We start from the raw sequence: 17,388 nt of genomic DNA, 5'->3' as shown, positions 1-17,388 counted from the left end.
AGCGCCGCAATTGGCGATGGCGTCCGCGGCTTCCCCTACATAAACTACATGGCACTGATAAAAAAATTACTCGTCACCGGCGTCGTGGTCGCGCTGGCAGCCGCAGGGGGTTTCTCGTGGTGGACCAAGCACGCCTTGACCACCAGCGGCGAACCGATCGAATTCACGATCAACCCCGGCAGCGGCGTTGCGTCCAGCGCCCAGCAGATGGTCGCGGCCGGCGTGCCGATCAACCCGACCATGTTCGCGATCCTGGCGCGCCTGACGGGCGACGCCGCCCGCATCAAGGCCGGCAGCTACGAGCTGAAACCGAATACCAGTCCGCGTCGCCTGCTGACCCAGCTGGTGCGCGGCGAATTCGCGCAAGAGGCGCTGACCATTATCGAGGGCTGGACCTTCCGCCAGATGCGCCAGGCGATCGGCTCGCACAACCGCCTCAAGCACGATACGCTCACGCTGAGCGACCAGGAACTGATGGCGAAGATATCGACCGAGTTCAAGGAGCCGGAGGGCATGTTTTTCCCGGACACCTACCTGTTCGCGAAAGGTTCGTCGGAAATCGAGATCTACAAGCGCGCCCACCGGGCCATGCTCGACCACCTGAACGCGGCCTGGGAAAAGCGCGACAAGGAGCTGCCGTATAAAACGCCGTACGAGGCCCTGATCATGGCCTCGATCGTCGAAAAGGAAACCGGGCAGAAGAGCGAGCGCACCATGATCGCCGGCGTGTTCGTCAACCGCCTGCGCACCGGGATGCTGCTGCAGACCGACCCGACCGTGATCTACGGCATGGGCGAGAGCTACGCAGGCCAGATCCGCAAGAAGGACCTGCTGACCGACACCCCGTACAATACCTATACGCGGGGCGGCTTGCCGCCGACGCCGATCGCCTTGCCCGGCCTGCAGTCGCTGCACGCGGCGCTGGCGCCGGCCGAGACGCCGGCGCTGTACTTCGTCGCGCGCGGCGACGGCACCAGCCACTTCTCGAACAATCTGCCGGACCATAACCGGGCGGTCAACCGCTACCAGCGTGGCATCCTCAACCAGCCACTCACGCAATAACGCGATATAACGCACCATAGACGTAAGGCAGCACATGCAGGGCAAGTTCATCACATTCGAAGGCATCGACGGCGCCGGGAAATCGACACATATCGGCTTCGTCACCGATTTCCTGGCGTCGCGCGGCAAGACTGTCGTGTCCTCGCGCGAGCCGGGCGGCACGCCGCTGGGCGAGAAGCTGCGCGACCTGCTGCTGCACGAGAAGATGCACCTCGAGACCGAGGCGCTGCTGATGTTCGCCAGCCGGCGCGAACATATCGCGCAAGTCATCGCGCCGAACCTGGCCGACGGCAAGTGGGTGCTGTCCGACCGTTTTACCGACGCCAGCTTCGCCTACCAGAGCGGCGGTCGCGGCCTGGCGCGCGACAAGATGGAGGCGCTCGAAGCGTGGGTGCACCACGGCCTGCAACCTGATCTGACCCTGCTGTTCGACGTCCCGCTCGAGGTGGCGCGCGAGCGCCTCGCCGCCTCCCGCACACTGGATAAATTCGAGCGCGAACAAGCCGATTTCTTTGCGCGCTGCCGCGCCGAGTACCTGCGCCGGGCGGACCAATTCCCCGAGCGGTTCGTCGTCGTCGATTCGACCCGGAGCATTGCCGACATCCAGGCCCATCTTGGCCTCATCCTGGAGAAATTGTTGTGACGATGTACCCGTGGCAAGGAGCTGCTTGGTCCCAGCTGCAGCAGATGCGCGAGCGCATGCCGCACGCGATCCTGTTCCATGGCCCGGCCGGCACCGGCAAGGCCGGCTTCATCGAGTCCTTTGCCCAGGCCCTGCTGTGCGAGAGCCCGCGTCCCGACGGCCATGCCTGCGGCGCTTGCGCGTCCTGCGGCTGGTTCGTGCAGCACAACCATCCGGACTACCGCCGCGTGCGGCCCGAAGTATTCGAGGACGAGCTGCCGGCCGAGGGCGAAGACGGCGAGGCGGGCAGCAAGTCGAAATCGACCAGGGCGCCGTCGAAAGAGATCAAGATCGAGCAGATCCGCAATCTGGCGGACTTCATGAACATCTCGACCCACCGCCAGGGCTTGCGGGTGGTGGTGCTGTACCCGGCCGAGGCGCTGAACATGCCGGCCTCGAACGCGCTGCTCAAGACGCTGGAAGAACCGCCGCCCGGCACCGTGTTCTTGTTGTCATCCAACAGCCTCGACCGCCTGCTGCCGACGATCCTGTCGCGCTGCCGCAAGTTTGCGCTGCCGATGCCGTCGCATGACGAAGCCCTGGCCTGGCTCAAGGAGCAGGGCGTGCCGGACGCCGACAGCTGGCTGCGCGAGCAGGGCGGGGCGCCGCTGGCGGCGCTGGCCGAATCGGGCAACGGCAGCCGCGACGACATGGACGCGCTGCTGCAGTTCCTGGCGCGGCCGGCGCCGGACAGCGCGCTGCGCACCGCCGAAAAGCTGGCCAAGGCCGAGCTGCCGGCCCTGGTATCCTGGACCCAGCGCTGGCTGTACGACGTCTTTTCGTACAAACTTTCGGGCAATATCCGCTACTACCCGCGCTACCAGAAAGAGCTGGCGGCGCTGGCCGGTCGCGCGGCGGCGGCGAACCTGCTACGCGCGATCAAGGCCGTGAACGAACGGCGTGCTGTGGCGGATCATCCTTTGTCGGCAAAATTGTTTGTCGAAGATATGCTGCTTGAGTACACTGCTTGCTGCACATGAAAGGATTCCGATGAGCGCCATCCAGCCAGAGACGAACGCAGCCCAGGCCCCGCGGCCTTCGGTGCTGTCGCTGGCGATCAAGGAAAAGGCGGCGCTGTACGCGGCCTATATGCCGTTCCTGAAGAACGGCGGCATGTTCGTGCCGACCAATAAACCGTACAAGATCGGCGACGAGATCTACCTGATCCTGGCGCTGATGGACGACCCCAGTAAATACCCGATCGCCGGCACGGTCGTCTGGATCACGCCGAGCGGCGCCAACAACAACAAGGCGCAAGGCATCGGCGTGCATTTCCCGGCCGACGAAGCCGGGCTGCGGGCCAAGGCCCGCATCGAAGAGATCCTCGGCGCGGCGCTGCGGTCGTCGCGCGCTACCCACACCCTGTAACCACACTTCATCACGCTGCATGCCTTCCTACGTTCATCGCCTCGCACGTCGCGACGACCTGCCGGTCATCGTTGACATCTATAACTCCACCATCGCTTCGCGCGAAGTCACGGCCGATACCGATCCGATCACCGTCGAATCGCGGGTGGGCTGGTTCAATGATCACACGCCGGAACGGCGGCCGCTGTGGGTGATTCACGATGCCGAAGACACCGGCGACCAGCCGGAAGTGATCGGCTGGCTGTCGTACTCGAACTTCTATGGCCGGCCGGCGTATTCGGGTACGGCCGAGGTGTCGATCTATATCGCCGAACAAGCGCGGGGCAAGGGGCTGGGGCGGTATTGCCTGGAGCTGGCGATGGCGTTTGCGCCGCAGGTCAGCGTGCATACCTTGCTGGGCTTTATCTTTGGGCATAACCAGGCGAGCCTGGCGCTGTTTCGCAAATATGGCTTCGAGACCTGGGCCAATTTCCCGCGCGTGGCCAACCTCGATGGTATCGAGCGCGACCTGATCATCCTGGGTAAACGCGTCGTGGACTGACGGCAAAGCGACGGCGTCGCACGTCGCGCATCTTGGGACGATGGTCGTCAATGATCAGTGCAATCCGCGCTGAGATGCATCATGGGGCGCATACCTGACTGGCTGAGGATACGCATGATGACGGGTTCAGGGATCTGCATCTCTTCAAGAAAGGCGCGTGCATATGATTCTCCATATGCCTTCCAGAGCATCAGCCCAACATCAACCAACATCTGCTGGTGTGTATTCGTTCGAAGCTCGTGGAAATCGGCCATCATCGGTAAAGGATTGTGTGTAGGTTTAATCCTACAATGAGCGCGTCGACTCTTGCGTCAAGCTGGTGAATTCAGTCTCCTCATACAACATTTCGTAGAATGTGGACGACGCTTAAGTAACAATCGGGGCAAGTCGGAAGCTGCCCGCATATGCGCACTGTTGGTCGCGCATCCCGTACGCAGCGTGAGTATGGGTGAGCGTTGCGGGTGTCGCATTGTCTATAATGGGCGGGTCTTCTCTATACAGGAACCTGCCCGATGCGCCCGACCATTCTCTTCCGACTTGCCGTTCTTGCGACCCTTTCCTTCGGAGCCCACGCCGCCGATACCACGCAGGTGTTCGTTGACAGAAACGAGCTGGTTTATGTCGGTCAGCTGGACGATCGGGCCAACCTGCGTTTGTTCGCGCTGTATGATGGCTTAAAGGAAAAGCCGGTGACGCTGTCGATCCGCAGCGTCGGCGGCCCGACGGGCGCCGGCCTGGTTCTGGGGCAGTGGGTCCGCGAACACAAGCTCGACATCAAGGTCATGGAATACTGCCTGTCCTCATGCGCCAACTACGTGTTCCCGGCAGGGATCCGCAAGATCGTCAGCAACTTCGCCGTCATCGGACTGCACGGCGGTCTTGCCAGCACGGAGTTCAGCTGGGACGCCGGCACGCAGAAGATACTGGAAGGACTGCCGCCAGACCAGCGCCAAGCAATGATGGACAAGCTGATGGCGTCGATCAAGGAAGACGCGAATGAAGAGCAGGCGTATCTGAAAAGGCTGGGCGTGCGTGCGGACTATGTCACGCTGGGCCAGCAGGAACGGTATCGGCACCTGTATGACGAGCGGAACCGCGTCGGCTGGACCTATACGCTGGAAGACTTCGCCCGCTTGGGCATCGGCGATATTACCGTCATCAATCCGCCGTGGCGCCCCGGCAGCGCGCTGAACGAAGTTTCATTCGCGGTGCTGAAGCTCGATCAGTAGGATCGCGCCCGGCTGCCAACGCCACGCCGATGGGATGCCCGGTGCTGCCTGTGCTGCGGACTGATGGGCATAACCGGGGCCCGGCAAGGAGGCGTCCGGAGACGTTAGGACGTGGTCGCCAGCTTGACTGAAACTACCCTCGGAGCGCCGCAAGAGCGCGTCCGTAAAAACGGCCCGGCGCTAAAATGGTGCTGTCGAGCCGCTTCTCATGCCGCTCTGCTGACAAAAAAAACCGATGACTTGGCTTCCCGATGACTGGTCCGCCCTGTACGTGATCGAGATCCCGCTGCTGGAACTATTCGTGCGCGGCTCAGTGCTGTATTTCGCAATTTTGTTTCTCATGCGCTTCATGCCGCGCCGTACCGGCGGCGAGTTGGCGACGATGGACCTGATCTTTCTGCTTCTGATCGCGGAAGCGGCCTCGAGCGCTTTCGGCGAATACCCATCAGTGGCCGAGGGACTGATTCTGGTCATGGTGCTCATGGGCTGGAATTTCATCGTGAACGCAGCCAGCTATCACTCCCGTTTCGTCGAAAAGCTGGTCTCCTCACGCCCGATCGACATCGTGCGCAATGGTAAAATCCTCAGAAGGAATATGCGGCGCGAATTTGTCACCGAGGAGGAGTTGATGAGCGCATTGCGCGCGCAAGGGCTGGATTCCGTCGATCAGGTCAAGAGCGTCACCATCGAGGGTGAAGGTGCCATCACGGTAGTCAAGGCTGGGCCGAAGTGACGGGGCTTGGGCTTGCCACCGAGGTTGCCGGCCGATGGAGCCTGCGCGGCCCGCCTGTGAAAGACGCACTGGGTTCAACAGGCGGATCTTCCCGCTTTGGCTGCCAACACTATCGGAGCGGCCCGAAAGCGTGATATTGGTCTCGTCCGCTTTGGGGCCAGATCGTGCAAGCATGCATGCGCTGGACCCGCAGCCGGATCGCGTGTTTCATGGCGAGTGCAGAAGTACATGGAAGCGCCATGGGCGTGGCAAGCGATTTCCCACTGCTCGGCAAGACCGGCGGCGAAATTGCGCTGAACAGGCCGTTTGACGGCTGAAAGCGGGTTCCATGGTCGCGCGACGCCAGTACAAATTCTGCGTTTCCTCAAGGGCAAATTCGGCACGGAGCGACGAGTGCGGACACTTGTCACCAAGCGCGCCGGGCGTGGCGCTCTCCGCCTCCTGGCCTTACAATGGCAAGATGTTTATCGATTCCCATTGCCATATCAATTTCCCGGAGCTGGCAGCCCGGATGCCCGACATCCTGGCCAAGATGGCCGAGAACAAGGTGACGCACGCGCTATGCGTGTCGGTCGACTTGCCGGACTTCCCGCAAGTGCTCGCCCTGGCCGAGCAACATCCCCATATTTTCGCCTCGGTCGGCGTCCATCCCGACTACGAAGACACGCCCGAGCCGACCGTGCAGCAGCTGGTCGAGCTGGCCGACCATCCGAAGATCGTCGCCATCGGCGAGACCGGGCTTGACTACTACCGCCTCGAAGGCGACCTCGAGTGGCAGCGCGAGCGCTTCCGGGTCCATATCCGCGCCTCGCGCGAGACCCGCAAGCCCCTGATCATCCACACCCGCGCCGCCAGCGAGGACACGATCCGCCTGATGAAGGAAGAGGGCGCCGGCACCGACGCCGGCGGGGTGGCCGGCGTCATGCACTGCTTCACCGAGTCGCTGGCAGTGGCCGAGGCCGCGATGGCCCAGGGCTTTTACATCTCGTTCTCGGGCATCGTCACCTTCAAGAGCGCCAAGCAATTGCAGGCGGTCGCGCTGGCCGTGCCGCTCGAGCGCATGCTGATCGAGACCGACTCGCCCTACCTGGCGCCGGTGCCGTTCCGCGGCCGGATGAACGAGCCGGGCTATGTGGCCCACGTGGCCGAGTACATCGCCACGCTCAAGGGCGTGTCGCTGCGCGACGTCGCTGCCCGGACCAGCGAGAACTTCTTCAACCTGTTCGAGACCGCCAGGAGCTGACACCGTGCCGATCCGCCGCCTGCTTGCCACCAGCCTGATGTTTGCCGCCCTATCCAGCGCCGGCGCCCATGCCGCGCCACCGCCGCCGAGCGAGCAGCAGGTGAGCGCTTTTTTCCGCGCCGTGCAGATGGACGATGCCGGCACGGTGCGCGAGATGGTCGGCGCGGTCGTCAATGCCAACGAATTGAACCCGCTGGGCGGCGAACCGGCCCTGGTACTGGCGATCCGCGAAGGTGCGCGCGACGTGGTGCGCGAACTGCTGCGCCATCCGGGCACCGACCTCGAGCGCCAGGCGCTCAACGGCAACACGGCGTTGATGATGGCCGCCTTCAAGGGCGACGAGGAGGCCGTGCGTGCGTTGCTGAATAAGGGCGCCAGGGTGAACCAGCCCGGCTGGAGCGCGCTGCACTACGCCGCCGCCAGCGGCGACGAAAACATCACGCAACTGCTGATCGAGCGCGGCGCCAGGCTCGATGCGCTGTCGCCGCGTCCGAGCGGCGCCTACACGCCGCTGATGCTGGCGGCGCGCGAGGGGAAGGACGCGACCGCGCGCCTGCTGGTCGCCCGCGGCGCCAAGACCGGGCTCAAGAATGGCGAAGGCCTGACCGCGGCCCAGATCGCCAAGCAGGCAGGGCGCGACAGGCTGGCCGACGAATTGCGAATTGAGCGGTAAAACTTGCTCAGCTCGACCAATTGCGTGCGGGCAAGTGTATCCATAATGCTTCCAAGGTCATGCGACCACCGAAAACCAAGGATACCCATGCTCAACGAACGCGAAATCGAAAGCTGCTACCTGGGGCAGTTCATTCCAGTCCATTACCATCACAATATGCTGATGGACCAGAACCGGATGCACAGCTTCAAGAACGCCATTCATTATTCCGTGTTCCCGGGCGCAAAAGTGCTCGAGCTCGGTGGCGGTACGGGTGTCCTGTCCTTCTTCGCGGCCCAGAACGCGTCGAAGGTCTATTGCGTCGAATTCAATCCCGACATGGTGACCGAGGCGCGCCGCTTCCTGGCGATGAATCCCCATGGCGACAGGGTCGAGGTGATCCATGCCGACGCCTTCGACTACCTGCCGCCGGAGCCGGTCGACGTCGTGATCTGCGAGATGATCCACGTCGGCATGCTGCGCGAAAAGCAGGTCGAGGTGATCGAGTCGTTCAAGCGCCGCTACCTGGCCAGGTTTGGCGGCCCGCTGCCGCTGTTCATGCCGGAAGCCGTGATCATGGCGGCCCAGCCGATCCAGCAAGACTATGACTTCGACGGCTTTTATGCGCCGATCGTCCAGTTCCAGGAAACTGGCGTAGTCCAGCCCGGCACGGTCGAGCTGTCCCAGCCCGCCGTGTACAGCATCCTCGATTTCAGCCAGCCGGTCGACAGCCTGATCAGCTGGGAAGGTTCGGTCCTGGTCGAGCAGGACGGCACGCTGAACGCCATGCGCTTCGTCACCAAGAACGTGCTGGCGATCGTGCAGGAGCAGGCGACCACGATCGACTGGCTCAATCACTACATGACCTTGCCGCTGTACCAGCCGCTCGAGGTGAAGGCCGGTGACCTGCTGCGCATCGCATTCGCCTACCGCGCCGGTGGCTCGATCCCGTCGCTGCAAGCCTCGATCCAGTGCGAGTTGATCACCCGGCGAGCCGAAGCGGCGCAAGCCCCGGCCGTCATGGACGCGGCGAGCATCGCCTGAGCTTGTCGACGAGCGGACCGCGCGGTCCGCTCATCCATTCCGGCGACCGTTCGGACCGCCATTTCCCCCGTTTATCGCACACCACTGGCCGGCACGCGCCATCGAGCCTACATTGACGCTGCCAATGTTTCTTCATGGAGAAAAACAATGCTGAGTTTCCTGGTATGGTTGGTGCTGCTGTTCCTGTGCTGGCCAATCGCGCTGCTTGCCCTGGTGCTGTATCCTGTGGTGTGGCTGCTGTTGCTGCCGTTTCGCCTGCTCGGCGTCGGCGTCGACGCCGTATTCAACCTGCTGCGCGCGATCGTCATGCTGCCGGCGCGCGTGCTCGGCCATAATCCGGCGCGCTGAAGGCTGCACGCGCAATTCTTAGAGTGTTCGGCAAATAACAGACGATGGCCACACGATCTTCTACTGTGGAGTTGCATGCTTTCATCCGGAAAGCGTGCATTGAATAGAGGAAATGACTATGCGCTTGGATATTTACCGCAGAGCCGAACACGACGGCAAGTTCTCGTACCTGGCCGTACCTGAAGCCAAGAACATCCCCGAAGAAGCCACGAACACCGATTGGGAGATCGAAGCCCGCGCCTTCGAGGTCGACGACAACGCCGACCAGATCGCGGATTTCGACATCGATAACCTCGGCAGCCAGATTGCCGAAAAAGGCTATGCGATGACGTCGGTAACGCACTGATATTGTCCTGGCGGGCGTACGGCCCGCTGCCGCCGGCAAAGGGGTTTCGTCCCGTGCGCCGGCGCCGAAATTCGCCTTATCCTTTGCTCTTCCAGAAGTCGGCAGGCCCGCCACGACCCTGTAACCGATGTGGTATCCTGCGTCCTTGATCAAGGAAGTCAGCCGCTTGCATGGCTGCGATGGAGGATGCGATGAAGTGGGTGCTGGTGGGTTTCTATATTCTGTCTATCCTGCACATCCATTTCCGCGGGCGCGTGCGCCTGCCATTTCGCCGCCAGATTTTCGACCACTCGTCGTTCATGGCGCCGATCAATATTTTCATGCATAAGTTCTCGAAGGTGCCGAACACGCCCTTCATCCCGGTCAGCGAATTCCCCGAACTGGCGCGCCTGCAAGAGAACTGGCCGATCATCCGCGCCGAAGCCGAAAACCTGCTTGCGCTCAAGAAGATCAAGGCCGCCGAGCAGAACGACGATGCCGGCTTCAACTCCTTCTTCAAGAACGGCTGGAAACGCTTCTACCTCAAGTGGTATGACGCCAGCCATCCATCCGCCGAGCGCCTGTGCCCGCAAACCTATGCGCTGCTGCAGTCGATCCCGTCGGTCAAGGCGGCGATGTTCGCCGAGCTGCCGCCGGGCGGCAAGCTGAACCCGCACCGCGACCCGTTCGCGGGCTCCATGCGCTACCACCTCGGCCTGGCCACGCCGAACGACGACCGCTGCTTCATCGATGTCGATGGCGAGCGCCACAGCTGGCGCGACGGCCAGGGTGTCGTGTTCGACGAGACCTTCATCCACTGGGCGATCAACGGCAGCGAGAGCGACCGCGTGATCCTGTTCTGCGACGTCGAGCGCCCGATGCGCTACCGCTGGATGGGCAGCTTCAACCGCTGGTTCGGCCGTACCGTCATGACCGCCGCCGCCTCGCCCAACGAGACCGGCGACCAGGTCGGCCTGGTAAGCAAGCTGTTCCGCATTTCCTTCTACGCCGGCCAGTACCGCCGCCGTTTCAAGGCCTGGAACAAGACCGCCTACAACATCACGCGCGTGGCGCTCGTCATCGCACTGATCGCCTTCATCGTCTGGATCTGACGCAGCATCTTGCTTAAGACTTAATGCGCGCGGGCGGCCAAGCCCGCACAATCCATGTGGGTCCCGAAAACGGGCGTCCGGCCATCGTGTCTACAATGGCCGTTCAAATTGACTCACTGGAGGAAAGTCGATGGCAAAGGTATTGGTGTTGTATTACTCGTCGTACGGCCATATCGAGGCGATGGCGAACGCCGTCGCCGAAGGCGCGCGCAGCGCGGGCGCCACTGTCGACGTCAAGCGCGTCCCCGAGACCGTTCCCGAAGAAGTCGCCAGGGGCGCCCACTTCAAGCTGGACCAGGACGCGCCGGTCGCCACGCCGGCCGAGCTGGAGCACTACGACGCCATCATCGTCGGCGCGCCGACCCGCTACGGCCGCATGCCGGGCCAGATGGCGGCCTTCCTCGACCAGACGGGCGGCATGTGGGCGCGCGGCGCGCTCAATGGCAAGGTCGGCGGCGCCTTTACCTCGACCGCTACCCAGCACGGCGGCCAGGAAGCGACGCTGTTCTCGATCATCACCAACCTGCTGCATTTCGGCATGATCATCGTCGGCCTGCCGTACAGCTACCAGGAACAGATGACTCTTGACGAGATCGTCGGCGGCAGCCCGTATGGCGCCTCGACCATCGCCGGTGGCCAGGGCCAGCGCCAGCCGAGCGAGAAAGACCTGGGCGGCGCCCGCCACCAGGGTGAGCTGATCGCCAGGACGGCCAATAAACTGTTCGGCTGAGCCCGATTGGCGACCGCTGGCAGCGGCGGTCGTCGATCTGCGCTATCGTAGGCATTCTGTTCATCCGACGAGGTGCCCGCGCCATGTCCGACCTGTCCGCTTTCCCCATCACCGAGAAATGGCCGCCCCGGCATCCCGAGCGGCTGCAGCTGTACTCGCTGCCGACGCCGAACGGCGTCAAGATCCCCATCATGCTGGAAGAGATCGGGCTGCCCTACGAAGTGCACAAGGTCGATTTTTCGCAGGACGATCAACACTCGCCGGCTTTCCTGTCGCTCAACCCGAATAACAAGATTCCCGCAGTGATCGATCCAGACGGGCCGGGCGGGCAGCCGCTGGCGCTGTTCGAGTCGGGCGCGATCCTGCTCTATCTGGCCGAGAAAACGGGCAAGCTGATCCCGGGTGATCCCGCGCAGCGCTACCAGGTGATCCAGTGGCTGATGTTCCAGGTCGGCGGCGTCGGGCCGATGTTCGGGCAGGTCGGCTTCTTCGTCAAATTCGCCGGAAAAGATTACGAGGACAAGCGGCCACGGGATCGCTACGTCACCGAGGCGCGCAGGCTGCTCGGCGTGATCGACGCGCAACTCGCCAGCCAAGCCTGGGTCGCCGGCGATGAATTCACGATTGCCGACATCGCGATATTCCCATGGATAAACGGCTTGCTGAACTTCTACCAAGCAAGCGACCTGGTCGGCGGGGCCGATTTCCGGCACCTCGCGGCCGCGCTGGAACGCTTCCTGGCGCGGCCGTCGGTACAAAAGGGATTGAAGATCCCGGCCTGAATCAGTACGGGCTGGCGGTCGGCCGCACGATCATCTCGCTCACGTCGACGTCGGCCGGCTGTTCGATCGCGAACGCGATGGCGCGCGCGATTGCCTCGGGCTTGATCGCCACCTTGCGAAATTCGCGCATCGTGTCGCGCGCCACGCTGTCCGAGATCGATTCGGCCAGCTCCGACTCCACCACGCCCGGCGACACCAGGGTCACGCGGATATCGCCGCCCACTTCCTGGCGCAGCCCCTCGGTAATGGCCGCCACCGCGAACTTGGTGGCGCAGTACACGGCCGCCGTCGGGCTGACGGCATAGGCGCCGATCGAGGCGATATTGATGAATTGGCCGCTGCGCCGCGCCTGCATGCCCGGCAGCACGGTGGCGATGCCGTGCAGCACGCCACGGATGTTCACGTCGATCATGCGGTTCCATTCGTCGATCTTGAGCGCGTCGAGCCTCGACAGCGGCATCACGCCGGCATTGTTGACGAGCACATCGACCCGGCCATGGCGCTCGACGGCAAAGTCGACGAATTCCTGCATGCTTTCCAGGCGCGTCACGTCGAGCTGGGCGACGTCGGCCTTGCCGCCGGCGTCGCGCAGTTCCGCCGCCAGCGCGACCAGCCGCTCGGTGCGGCGGGCGCCCAGCACCACGCGGTGGCCGAGCGCGGCGAGATGGCGGGCGGTGGCTTCGCCGATGCCGCTGCTGGCACCGGTGATCAGGACGACTTTGGACAGTTGGTCTTTCATGGCGGACTCCATCGTGGTTGGACAGTGGAGCCAGTATGGACGCGCAAGGGCGCGCCGCCCATGCCGAAAAATCGCGGGCAATTGCACAATCGTCCGGAATGGAAGACGGCGCCCGCAGGCGCCGTCGAAGAGGGTAGCAGCCTGGCGCCGCCTGGCAGGATGCCGCTTACGCGGGCGAACCCGCCTTGTCGCGCGGACGCTGGCGGTGGAAGGTCAGCGGCGTGTACTCGACATTCGACGGCGGCGGCGACTTCAGGATATTCGTCTTCATGGCGCCGACCACGTGCATCTCGCACGGCTTGCAGTCGAAGCGCAGCGTGTATTTCTCGTCGCCGCTGACGAGGGTCATCGGCTCGGCCCGCACCTGGCCCTGGACGCCTTGCACGCCCTTGGCCTGTTTCGGGCACAGGTTGAACGAGAAGCGCAGGCAATGCTTGGTAATCATCAAGGATACTTCGCCGGCTTCCTCGTGCGCCTCGTAGGCCGCGTCGATCAGCTGCACACCGTGCTTGTGATAGAACGCACGCGCCTTCTCGTTGTAGACATTGGCCAGGTAGCTGAGCTGGGCGTCCGGATAGACGGCCGGCGGCTGCGCGGCGGCCTTGCGCCGCGGCCGTTCCCAGGCCGCCAGGCGCGCGGCCTGATGCGCGACGATGGCGTCGCGGCGCAGCGCATTGATGGCGGCGTTCGGCACGAACCAGGGTTGGCTCAGCGTCAGCGCGACGTGGCCGGCCTCGAACATCGTGTTGCCCAGCTTGGCCAGGCTGGCGCGCAGCGAGGCCTCGGCCTGGGCCGCCTGCTGGGCCGGCTGCAATTCGAGCATGGCCTCGACATGCGACGCGATGCCGTCCTCGTCCACGACGTCCAGGCGCAGGCCGCCCGGCACTTCGGTCAGGATCAGGTCGACCGCCACCTTGCGCTCGGACGACTTTTTATTGAGCGTCGCTTCCCACTGGTGGTCGCGGTTGCGGTGGACGACGGTGCCGACCTTCAGGCCGGCCAGGGCCTGCATCGGTTCGTTGGGATAGACGCGCCAGCGCTGGCCGTCCGCCTCGTCGCCCAGTTTCTCGGCGCGGTTGGCCTGGATGCCGCAGGTGGCGCGCTTGTTCATGTAGTTCAGGCCGTCGCCATTGGCCATCGGCGCACTGGTGACGATGTCGAAGCTGTCGCCGTTCAGGCGCGCCACCATGCCCAGTTCCACGCCCACGTATTTCGGCGAATCGAAGGCGCCGATGTCCGTCAGGCGGCCCTGGGCGAAGTATTCGGTGTGGCCGCGGTGGAAGTTCTTGTCGACGTCGGGCGTGAACATCACGCGGGTGCGGCCGCTGGCCGCGCGCGTGAATTCAGGACGGCGCTCGAGCAGCTCGTCGAGCAGCAGGCGGTAGTGGGCGGTGATATTCTTCACGTAACCCATGTCCTTGTAGCGGCCCTCGATCTTGAACGAGCGGATGCCGGCGTCGACCAGCGCTTCCAGGTTGCGGCTCTGGTCGTTGTCCTTCATCGACAGCAGGTGCTTGTCGTAGGCCACCACGCGGCCCTGGCCGTCGCTCAGCGTGTAGGGCAGGCGGCAGGCCTGCGAGCAGTCGCCGCGATTGGCCGAGCGGCCCGTATCGGCGTGCGAGATATAGCACTGGCCCGAATAGGCGACGCACAGCGCGCCGTGCACGAAATACTCGAGCGGCGTGTCGACCTCGGCGTGGATCTTGCGGATCTGCTCGACCGTCAGTTCACGCGCCAGCACCAGCTGCGAGAAGCCGACGTCGCCCAGGAACTTGGCCTTCTCGACGCCGCGGATGTCGCATTGCGTGCTCGCGTGCAGCTGGATCGGCGGCAGGTCGAGCTCGAGCAGGCCCATGTCCTGGATGATCAGGGCGTCGACGCCGGCCTCGTACAACTGCCAGATCTGCTTGCGCGCCAGGTCGAGTTCGCTGTCGTGCATGATCGTGTTCATGGTCACGAAGATGCGCGCGCGGTAGCCGTGGGCGAACTGGACCAGCGACGCGATGTCTTCCAGCGGATTGCTGGCGTTGTGCCGCGCACCGAAGGCCGGACCGCCGATGTACACGGCATCGGCGCCGTGGAGGATTGCCTCGCGGCCGATCTCGGCGGTCTTGGCGGGCGAGAGCAGTTCGAGCTCGTGGGCAAGCAGTGACATGGCGTTTCCTTTGGGCGAAGGACGGAATTATAGCGAGATGCCGACGCGCCGTCATGTGGATGTGGCGTCGGGCGCACTGGCGTGGCAGTCCTGGCAATGCGGCAGCGGGCGCGCTATGATCCGGATCAGATGTTGCGGGCGCAGAATGTTAGCGCAAACCGAAAGCTCGTCCTCCTGTGCTGACGGCGCGTTTGTGGTTACGTGGATACTTGGGGCGGCCCCTCATGGGCAGTCCTTAACTGTGCTAACATCCGGCGATATTACTAACTTCTAAAGAAATATCCGACATGAGTAAAGCAAGCGTCGAGGCCGTTCGTGAAGCGATGGAGCAGGGCAAGCCCACCATGGTGGACGTTGCCCGGCTCGCCGGCGTGTCCGCGATGACTGTTTCCCGTGTAATGAACGGCAAGAGCCTGGTACGCGAAAGCACGCGCCGCAAGGTGGCCGAGGCAGTCGCGGCGCTCAACTACACGCCCAACCAGGAAGCGCGCAACCTGGCCGGTTCCAAGCCGATCCGCGTCGGTTTCTTGTATAGCAATCCGAGCGCGGCCTACCTGAGCGAATTCCTGGTCGGCCTGCTCAACCAGTCGGGCCTGAACAACGTCCAGCTGTTCGTCGAGAAGTGCGAGGCGGGCAACCACGAGATCGAGCATACCCAGCGCCTGATCAACAATGGCCTGGACGGCGTTATCCTGCCGCCGCCGCTGTGCGACAGCGTGGCCGTGCTCGAGTGCGTGGCCAATGCCGGGATTCCGGCGGTGGTGGTGGCCTGCGGTTCGCCCGCGCCGGGCGTCGGCGCGGTCAGTATCGACGACTACAAGGCCGCCCACCACATGACGCGCCACCTGATCGCGCTCGGGCACCAGCGCATCGGTTTCGTTGTCGGCCACCCGAACCAGACCGCCAGCGCGCGCCGCCTGGACGGCTACCGCAAGGCAATCGCCGAGAAGGGTGCCGACGCCTCCGAGGAGCTGGTGGTGCAGGGCATGTTCACCTACCGCTCGGGCCTGGACGCGGCCGAGCAGCTGCTGGCGCTGGAAGACCGGCCGACGGCGATCTTCGCCAGCAACGATGACATGGCCGCGGCCACGGTGGCCGTGGCGCACCGCCTCGGGCTGGACGTGCCGGGCGACCTGACCGTCACCGGCTTCGACGATACCGCCCTGGCCACGACGATCTGGCCCGAGCTGACCACCGTGCGCCAGCCGATCGCCGGCATGGCCCGCGAGGCGGTGCAGGCGCTGGTGCGGCGCGTGCGCGCGATGCGCGAGAACGAGCCGGCCGATCCCGAGCAGACGCGCATGGATTTCGAGCTCGTGCGGCGCCAGTCCGATGCCGCCCCGCGTATCCGCCCGCCGGCGCGCTTGCCGGCGGTCGCGAAAGCCCGCTGAAACCGTGCTTCAGCCGTGCCGAGATCGCTGGGCGTAGACCCTGTGAAATCCTTTTCAAGAAGTTCGTTGACAATGGTCTCCATGCCCGATTAGACTGGGATGATTGCGCTAACAGTTCTGTTAAGGGAATACTGTGGCGCATCCATAATACGCAGAATAATCTGGAGACGACCATGACGGCACATGCCGACCCGACGCTGGCGGTGCGAGACCGCGCGTTGCCGGTCTACGCGACCTATCCCGACTTGCGCGACAAGCGCGTCGTCATTACCGGCGGCGGTTCCGGCATCGGCGGTGAGCTGGTCACCGCCTTCGCGCTGCAGGGCGCGCGGGTCTGGTTCCTGGACATCGCCGATCGCGACGCCCAGGCACTCGTCGCTGCGCTCGCCCACGTACCACATGTCCCCCGTTTCCTTCACTGCGACCTGACCGACCTCGACGCGCTGGCGGCGAGCTTCGCCGTCATCGACGAGGAGGCCGGCAGCATCGACATCCTGCTCAATAACGCCGCCAACGACGATCGTCACCTGATCGAGGCGGTCACGCCCGCCTATTGGGAAAACCGGATGGCGGTCAACCTGCGCCACCAGTTCTTTTGCGCGCAGGCGGCGGTGCGCTCGATGCGTACCCAGAAGGCTGGCGTGATCCTGAACTTCGGTTCGATTTCCTGGCACCTGCCGCATACCGAGCTGTCGCTGTACATGACGGCCAAGGCGGCGATCGAAGGCCTGAGCCGCGGACTCGCGCGTGACCTTGGCGGGGATAATATCCGCGTCAATACCGTGGTGCCTGGCGCCGTGCGCACCCCGCGCCAGGAGGCGCTGTGGCATACGCCGGCAGAAGAGAACCGCATCCTGGCCGGCCAGTGCCTGCCGGCGCGGGTGGAGATGCAGGATGTGGCGGCGCTGTCGTTGTTCCTGGCGTCCAACAGCGCGCGTCGCTGCAGCGGCCGCGAATACTTCGTCGATGCGGGATGGTTCGGCGCATGAGCGGGCAGCTTCCACCACGGCGCTACCGGTCGCAGGACTGGTTCGACAATCCCGAGCGCATCGACATGACGGCGCTCTACCTCGAGCGCTTCATGAACTACGGGATCACGCCCGAGGAGCTACGCTGCGGCAAGCCGATCATCGGCATCGCCCAGAGCGGCAGCGATATCGCGCCGTGCAACCGCATCCACCTGGAGCTGGCCAAGCGCGTGCGCGACGGCATCCGCGACGCCGGCGGCATCCCGATGGAATTCCCGCTGCAC

The 17,388-nt window shown here is 64.0% G+C and carries 22 protein-coding genes; 19 read left to right on the top strand and 3 right to left on the bottom strand.

Annotated features, from left to right (window positions below; all coding sequences use genetic code 11):
* The first annotated feature begins 48 nt into the window (after window positions 1-48).
* The 5 genes from mltG to AC56KW_RS25615 are packed head-to-tail and all read left to right on the top strand — an operon-like array spanning window position 49 to window position 3,653.
* A complete protein-coding gene (gene mltG / locus AC56KW_RS25635; protein ID WP_497173455.1) occupies window positions 49-1,062 on the top strand; it encodes an endolytic transglycosylase MltG in 1,014 nt (337 codons plus the stop codon).
* A 34-nt stretch (window positions 1,063-1,096) separates the two neighbouring features.
* Window positions 1,097-1,705 carry a dTMP kinase gene (gene tmk / locus AC56KW_RS25630; protein ID WP_497173454.1) on the top strand — a complete coding sequence of 203 codons (609 nt, stop codon included), beginning with the start codon at window positions 1,097-1,099 and terminating at the stop codon, window positions 1,703-1,705.
* A 2-nt stretch (window positions 1,706-1,707) separates the two neighbouring features.
* Entirely contained in the window at window positions 1,708-2,724 is a 1,017-nt protein-coding gene (locus AC56KW_RS25625) for a DNA polymerase III subunit delta' (protein ID WP_497173467.1), read from the top strand.
* 10 nt (window positions 2,725-2,734) lie between these two features.
* A complete protein-coding gene (locus tag AC56KW_RS25620; RefSeq protein ID WP_497173453.1) occupies window positions 2,735-3,112 on the top strand; it encodes a PilZ domain-containing protein in 378 nt (125 codons plus the stop codon).
* Between the two features lie 19 nt (window positions 3,113-3,131).
* Window positions 3,132-3,653, top strand: coding sequence for a GNAT family N-acetyltransferase (locus AC56KW_RS25615; protein WP_497173452.1), 522 nt, complete (start codon window positions 3,132-3,134; stop codon window positions 3,651-3,653).
* 47 nt (window positions 3,654-3,700) lie between these two features.
* Here the strand turns inward: AC56KW_RS25615 and AC56KW_RS25610 are convergent, their stop codons facing one another.
* Window positions 3,701-3,910, bottom strand: a complete 210-nt coding sequence (locus AC56KW_RS25610; protein WP_497173451.1) for a hypothetical protein — start codon at window positions 3,908-3,910, stop codon at window positions 3,701-3,703.
* Window positions 3,911-4,165: 255 nt separating this feature from the next.
* Here AC56KW_RS25610 and AC56KW_RS25605 point away from each other — a divergent pair, with 255 nt between their 5' ends.
* From AC56KW_RS25605 to AC56KW_RS25555, 11 genes are all read left to right on the top strand, one after another.
* Window positions 4,166-4,882, top strand: a complete 717-nt coding sequence (locus tag AC56KW_RS25605; RefSeq protein WP_497173450.1) for a hypothetical protein — start codon at window positions 4,166-4,168, stop codon at window positions 4,880-4,882.
* A 235-nt stretch (window positions 4,883-5,117) separates the two neighbouring features.
* Window positions 5,118-5,615, top strand: a complete 498-nt coding sequence (locus tag AC56KW_RS25600; RefSeq protein ID WP_497173449.1) for a DUF421 domain-containing protein — start codon at window positions 5,118-5,120, stop codon at window positions 5,613-5,615.
* 176 nt (window positions 5,616-5,791) lie between these two features.
* Window positions 5,792-5,932 (top strand): hypothetical protein, encoded by a 141-nt coding sequence (locus AC56KW_RS25595; protein ID WP_497173448.1) that lies wholly within the window; start codon window positions 5,792-5,794, stop codon window positions 5,930-5,932.
* Window positions 5,933-6,075: 143 nt separating this feature from the next.
* Window positions 6,076-6,858, top strand: a complete 783-nt coding sequence (locus AC56KW_RS25590; protein WP_497173447.1) for a TatD family hydrolase — start codon at window positions 6,076-6,078, stop codon at window positions 6,856-6,858.
* A gap of 4 nt (window positions 6,859-6,862) precedes the next feature.
* Complete coding sequence (locus tag AC56KW_RS25585; protein ID WP_497173446.1) at window positions 6,863-7,531, top strand: ankyrin repeat domain-containing protein; 669 nt, start codon at window positions 6,863-6,865, stop codon at window positions 7,529-7,531.
* 87 nt (window positions 7,532-7,618) lie between these two features.
* Window positions 7,619-8,554, top strand: coding sequence for a class I SAM-dependent methyltransferase (locus AC56KW_RS25580; RefSeq protein WP_497173445.1), 936 nt, complete (start codon window positions 7,619-7,621; stop codon window positions 8,552-8,554).
* A gap of 147 nt (window positions 8,555-8,701) precedes the next feature.
* Window positions 8,702-8,902, top strand: coding sequence for a hypothetical protein (locus tag AC56KW_RS25575; RefSeq protein WP_497173444.1), 201 nt, complete (start codon window positions 8,702-8,704; stop codon window positions 8,900-8,902).
* 118 nt (window positions 8,903-9,020) lie between these two features.
* The gene (locus AC56KW_RS25570) at window positions 9,021-9,248 is read left to right on the top strand and encodes a DUF6139 family protein (RefSeq protein ID WP_497173443.1); all 228 of its coding nucleotides are present in this window, start codon (window positions 9,021-9,023) and stop codon (window positions 9,246-9,248) included.
* 191 nt (window positions 9,249-9,439) lie between these two features.
* On the top strand, window positions 9,440-10,339 hold the full coding sequence (gene lpxO / locus AC56KW_RS25565; protein ID WP_497173466.1) for a lipid A hydroxylase LpxO: 900 nt from the start codon (window positions 9,440-9,442) through the stop codon (window positions 10,337-10,339).
* A gap of 130 nt (window positions 10,340-10,469) precedes the next feature.
* Window positions 10,470-11,069 (top strand): NAD(P)H:quinone oxidoreductase, encoded by a 600-nt coding sequence (wrbA, locus tag AC56KW_RS25560; RefSeq protein ID WP_497173442.1) that lies wholly within the window; start codon window positions 10,470-10,472, stop codon window positions 11,067-11,069.
* Between the two features lie 83 nt (window positions 11,070-11,152).
* Window positions 11,153-11,851, top strand: a complete 699-nt coding sequence (locus tag AC56KW_RS25555) for a glutathione binding-like protein (RefSeq protein ID WP_497173441.1) — start codon at window positions 11,153-11,155, stop codon at window positions 11,849-11,851.
* 1 nt (window position 11,852) lies between these two features.
* Here the strand turns inward: AC56KW_RS25555 and AC56KW_RS25550 are convergent, their stop codons facing one another.
* Both AC56KW_RS25550 and AC56KW_RS25545 read right to left on the bottom strand, forming a co-directional pair.
* Window positions 11,853-12,590 carry an SDR family oxidoreductase gene (locus AC56KW_RS25550; RefSeq protein ID WP_497173440.1) on the bottom strand — a complete coding sequence of 246 codons (738 nt, stop codon included), beginning with the start codon at window positions 12,588-12,590 and terminating at the stop codon, window positions 11,853-11,855.
* Between the two features lie 166 nt (window positions 12,591-12,756).
* Window positions 12,757-14,745: a peptidase U32 family protein gene (locus AC56KW_RS25545; protein ID WP_497173439.1), complete on the bottom strand. Its 1,989-nt coding sequence runs from the start codon at window positions 14,743-14,745 to the stop codon at window positions 12,757-12,759.
* Window positions 14,746-15,032: 287 nt separating this feature from the next.
* Between AC56KW_RS25545 and AC56KW_RS25540 the strand changes: the two genes are divergently transcribed.
* The 3 genes from AC56KW_RS25540 to AC56KW_RS25530 form a co-directional block, all read left to right on the top strand.
* Entirely contained in the window at window positions 15,033-16,136 is a 1,104-nt protein-coding gene (locus AC56KW_RS25540; protein WP_497173438.1) for a LacI family DNA-binding transcriptional regulator, read from the top strand.
* 173 nt (window positions 16,137-16,309) lie between these two features.
* The gene (gene xylB / locus AC56KW_RS25535) at window positions 16,310-17,125 is read left to right on the top strand and encodes a D-xylose 1-dehydrogenase (RefSeq protein WP_497173437.1); all 816 of its coding nucleotides are present in this window, start codon (window positions 16,310-16,312) and stop codon (window positions 17,123-17,125) included.
* On the top strand, window positions 17,122-17,388 hold a 267-nt coding region (locus AC56KW_RS25530; RefSeq protein WP_497173436.1), incomplete at its 3' end, for a dihydroxy-acid dehydratase domain-containing protein. The genes xylB and AC56KW_RS25530, both read left to right, overlap by 4 nt.

Source organism: Telluria sp. RT2P19 (assembly GCF_059685725.1).
This window is presented reverse-complemented; position numbering and strand designations above follow the sequence as displayed.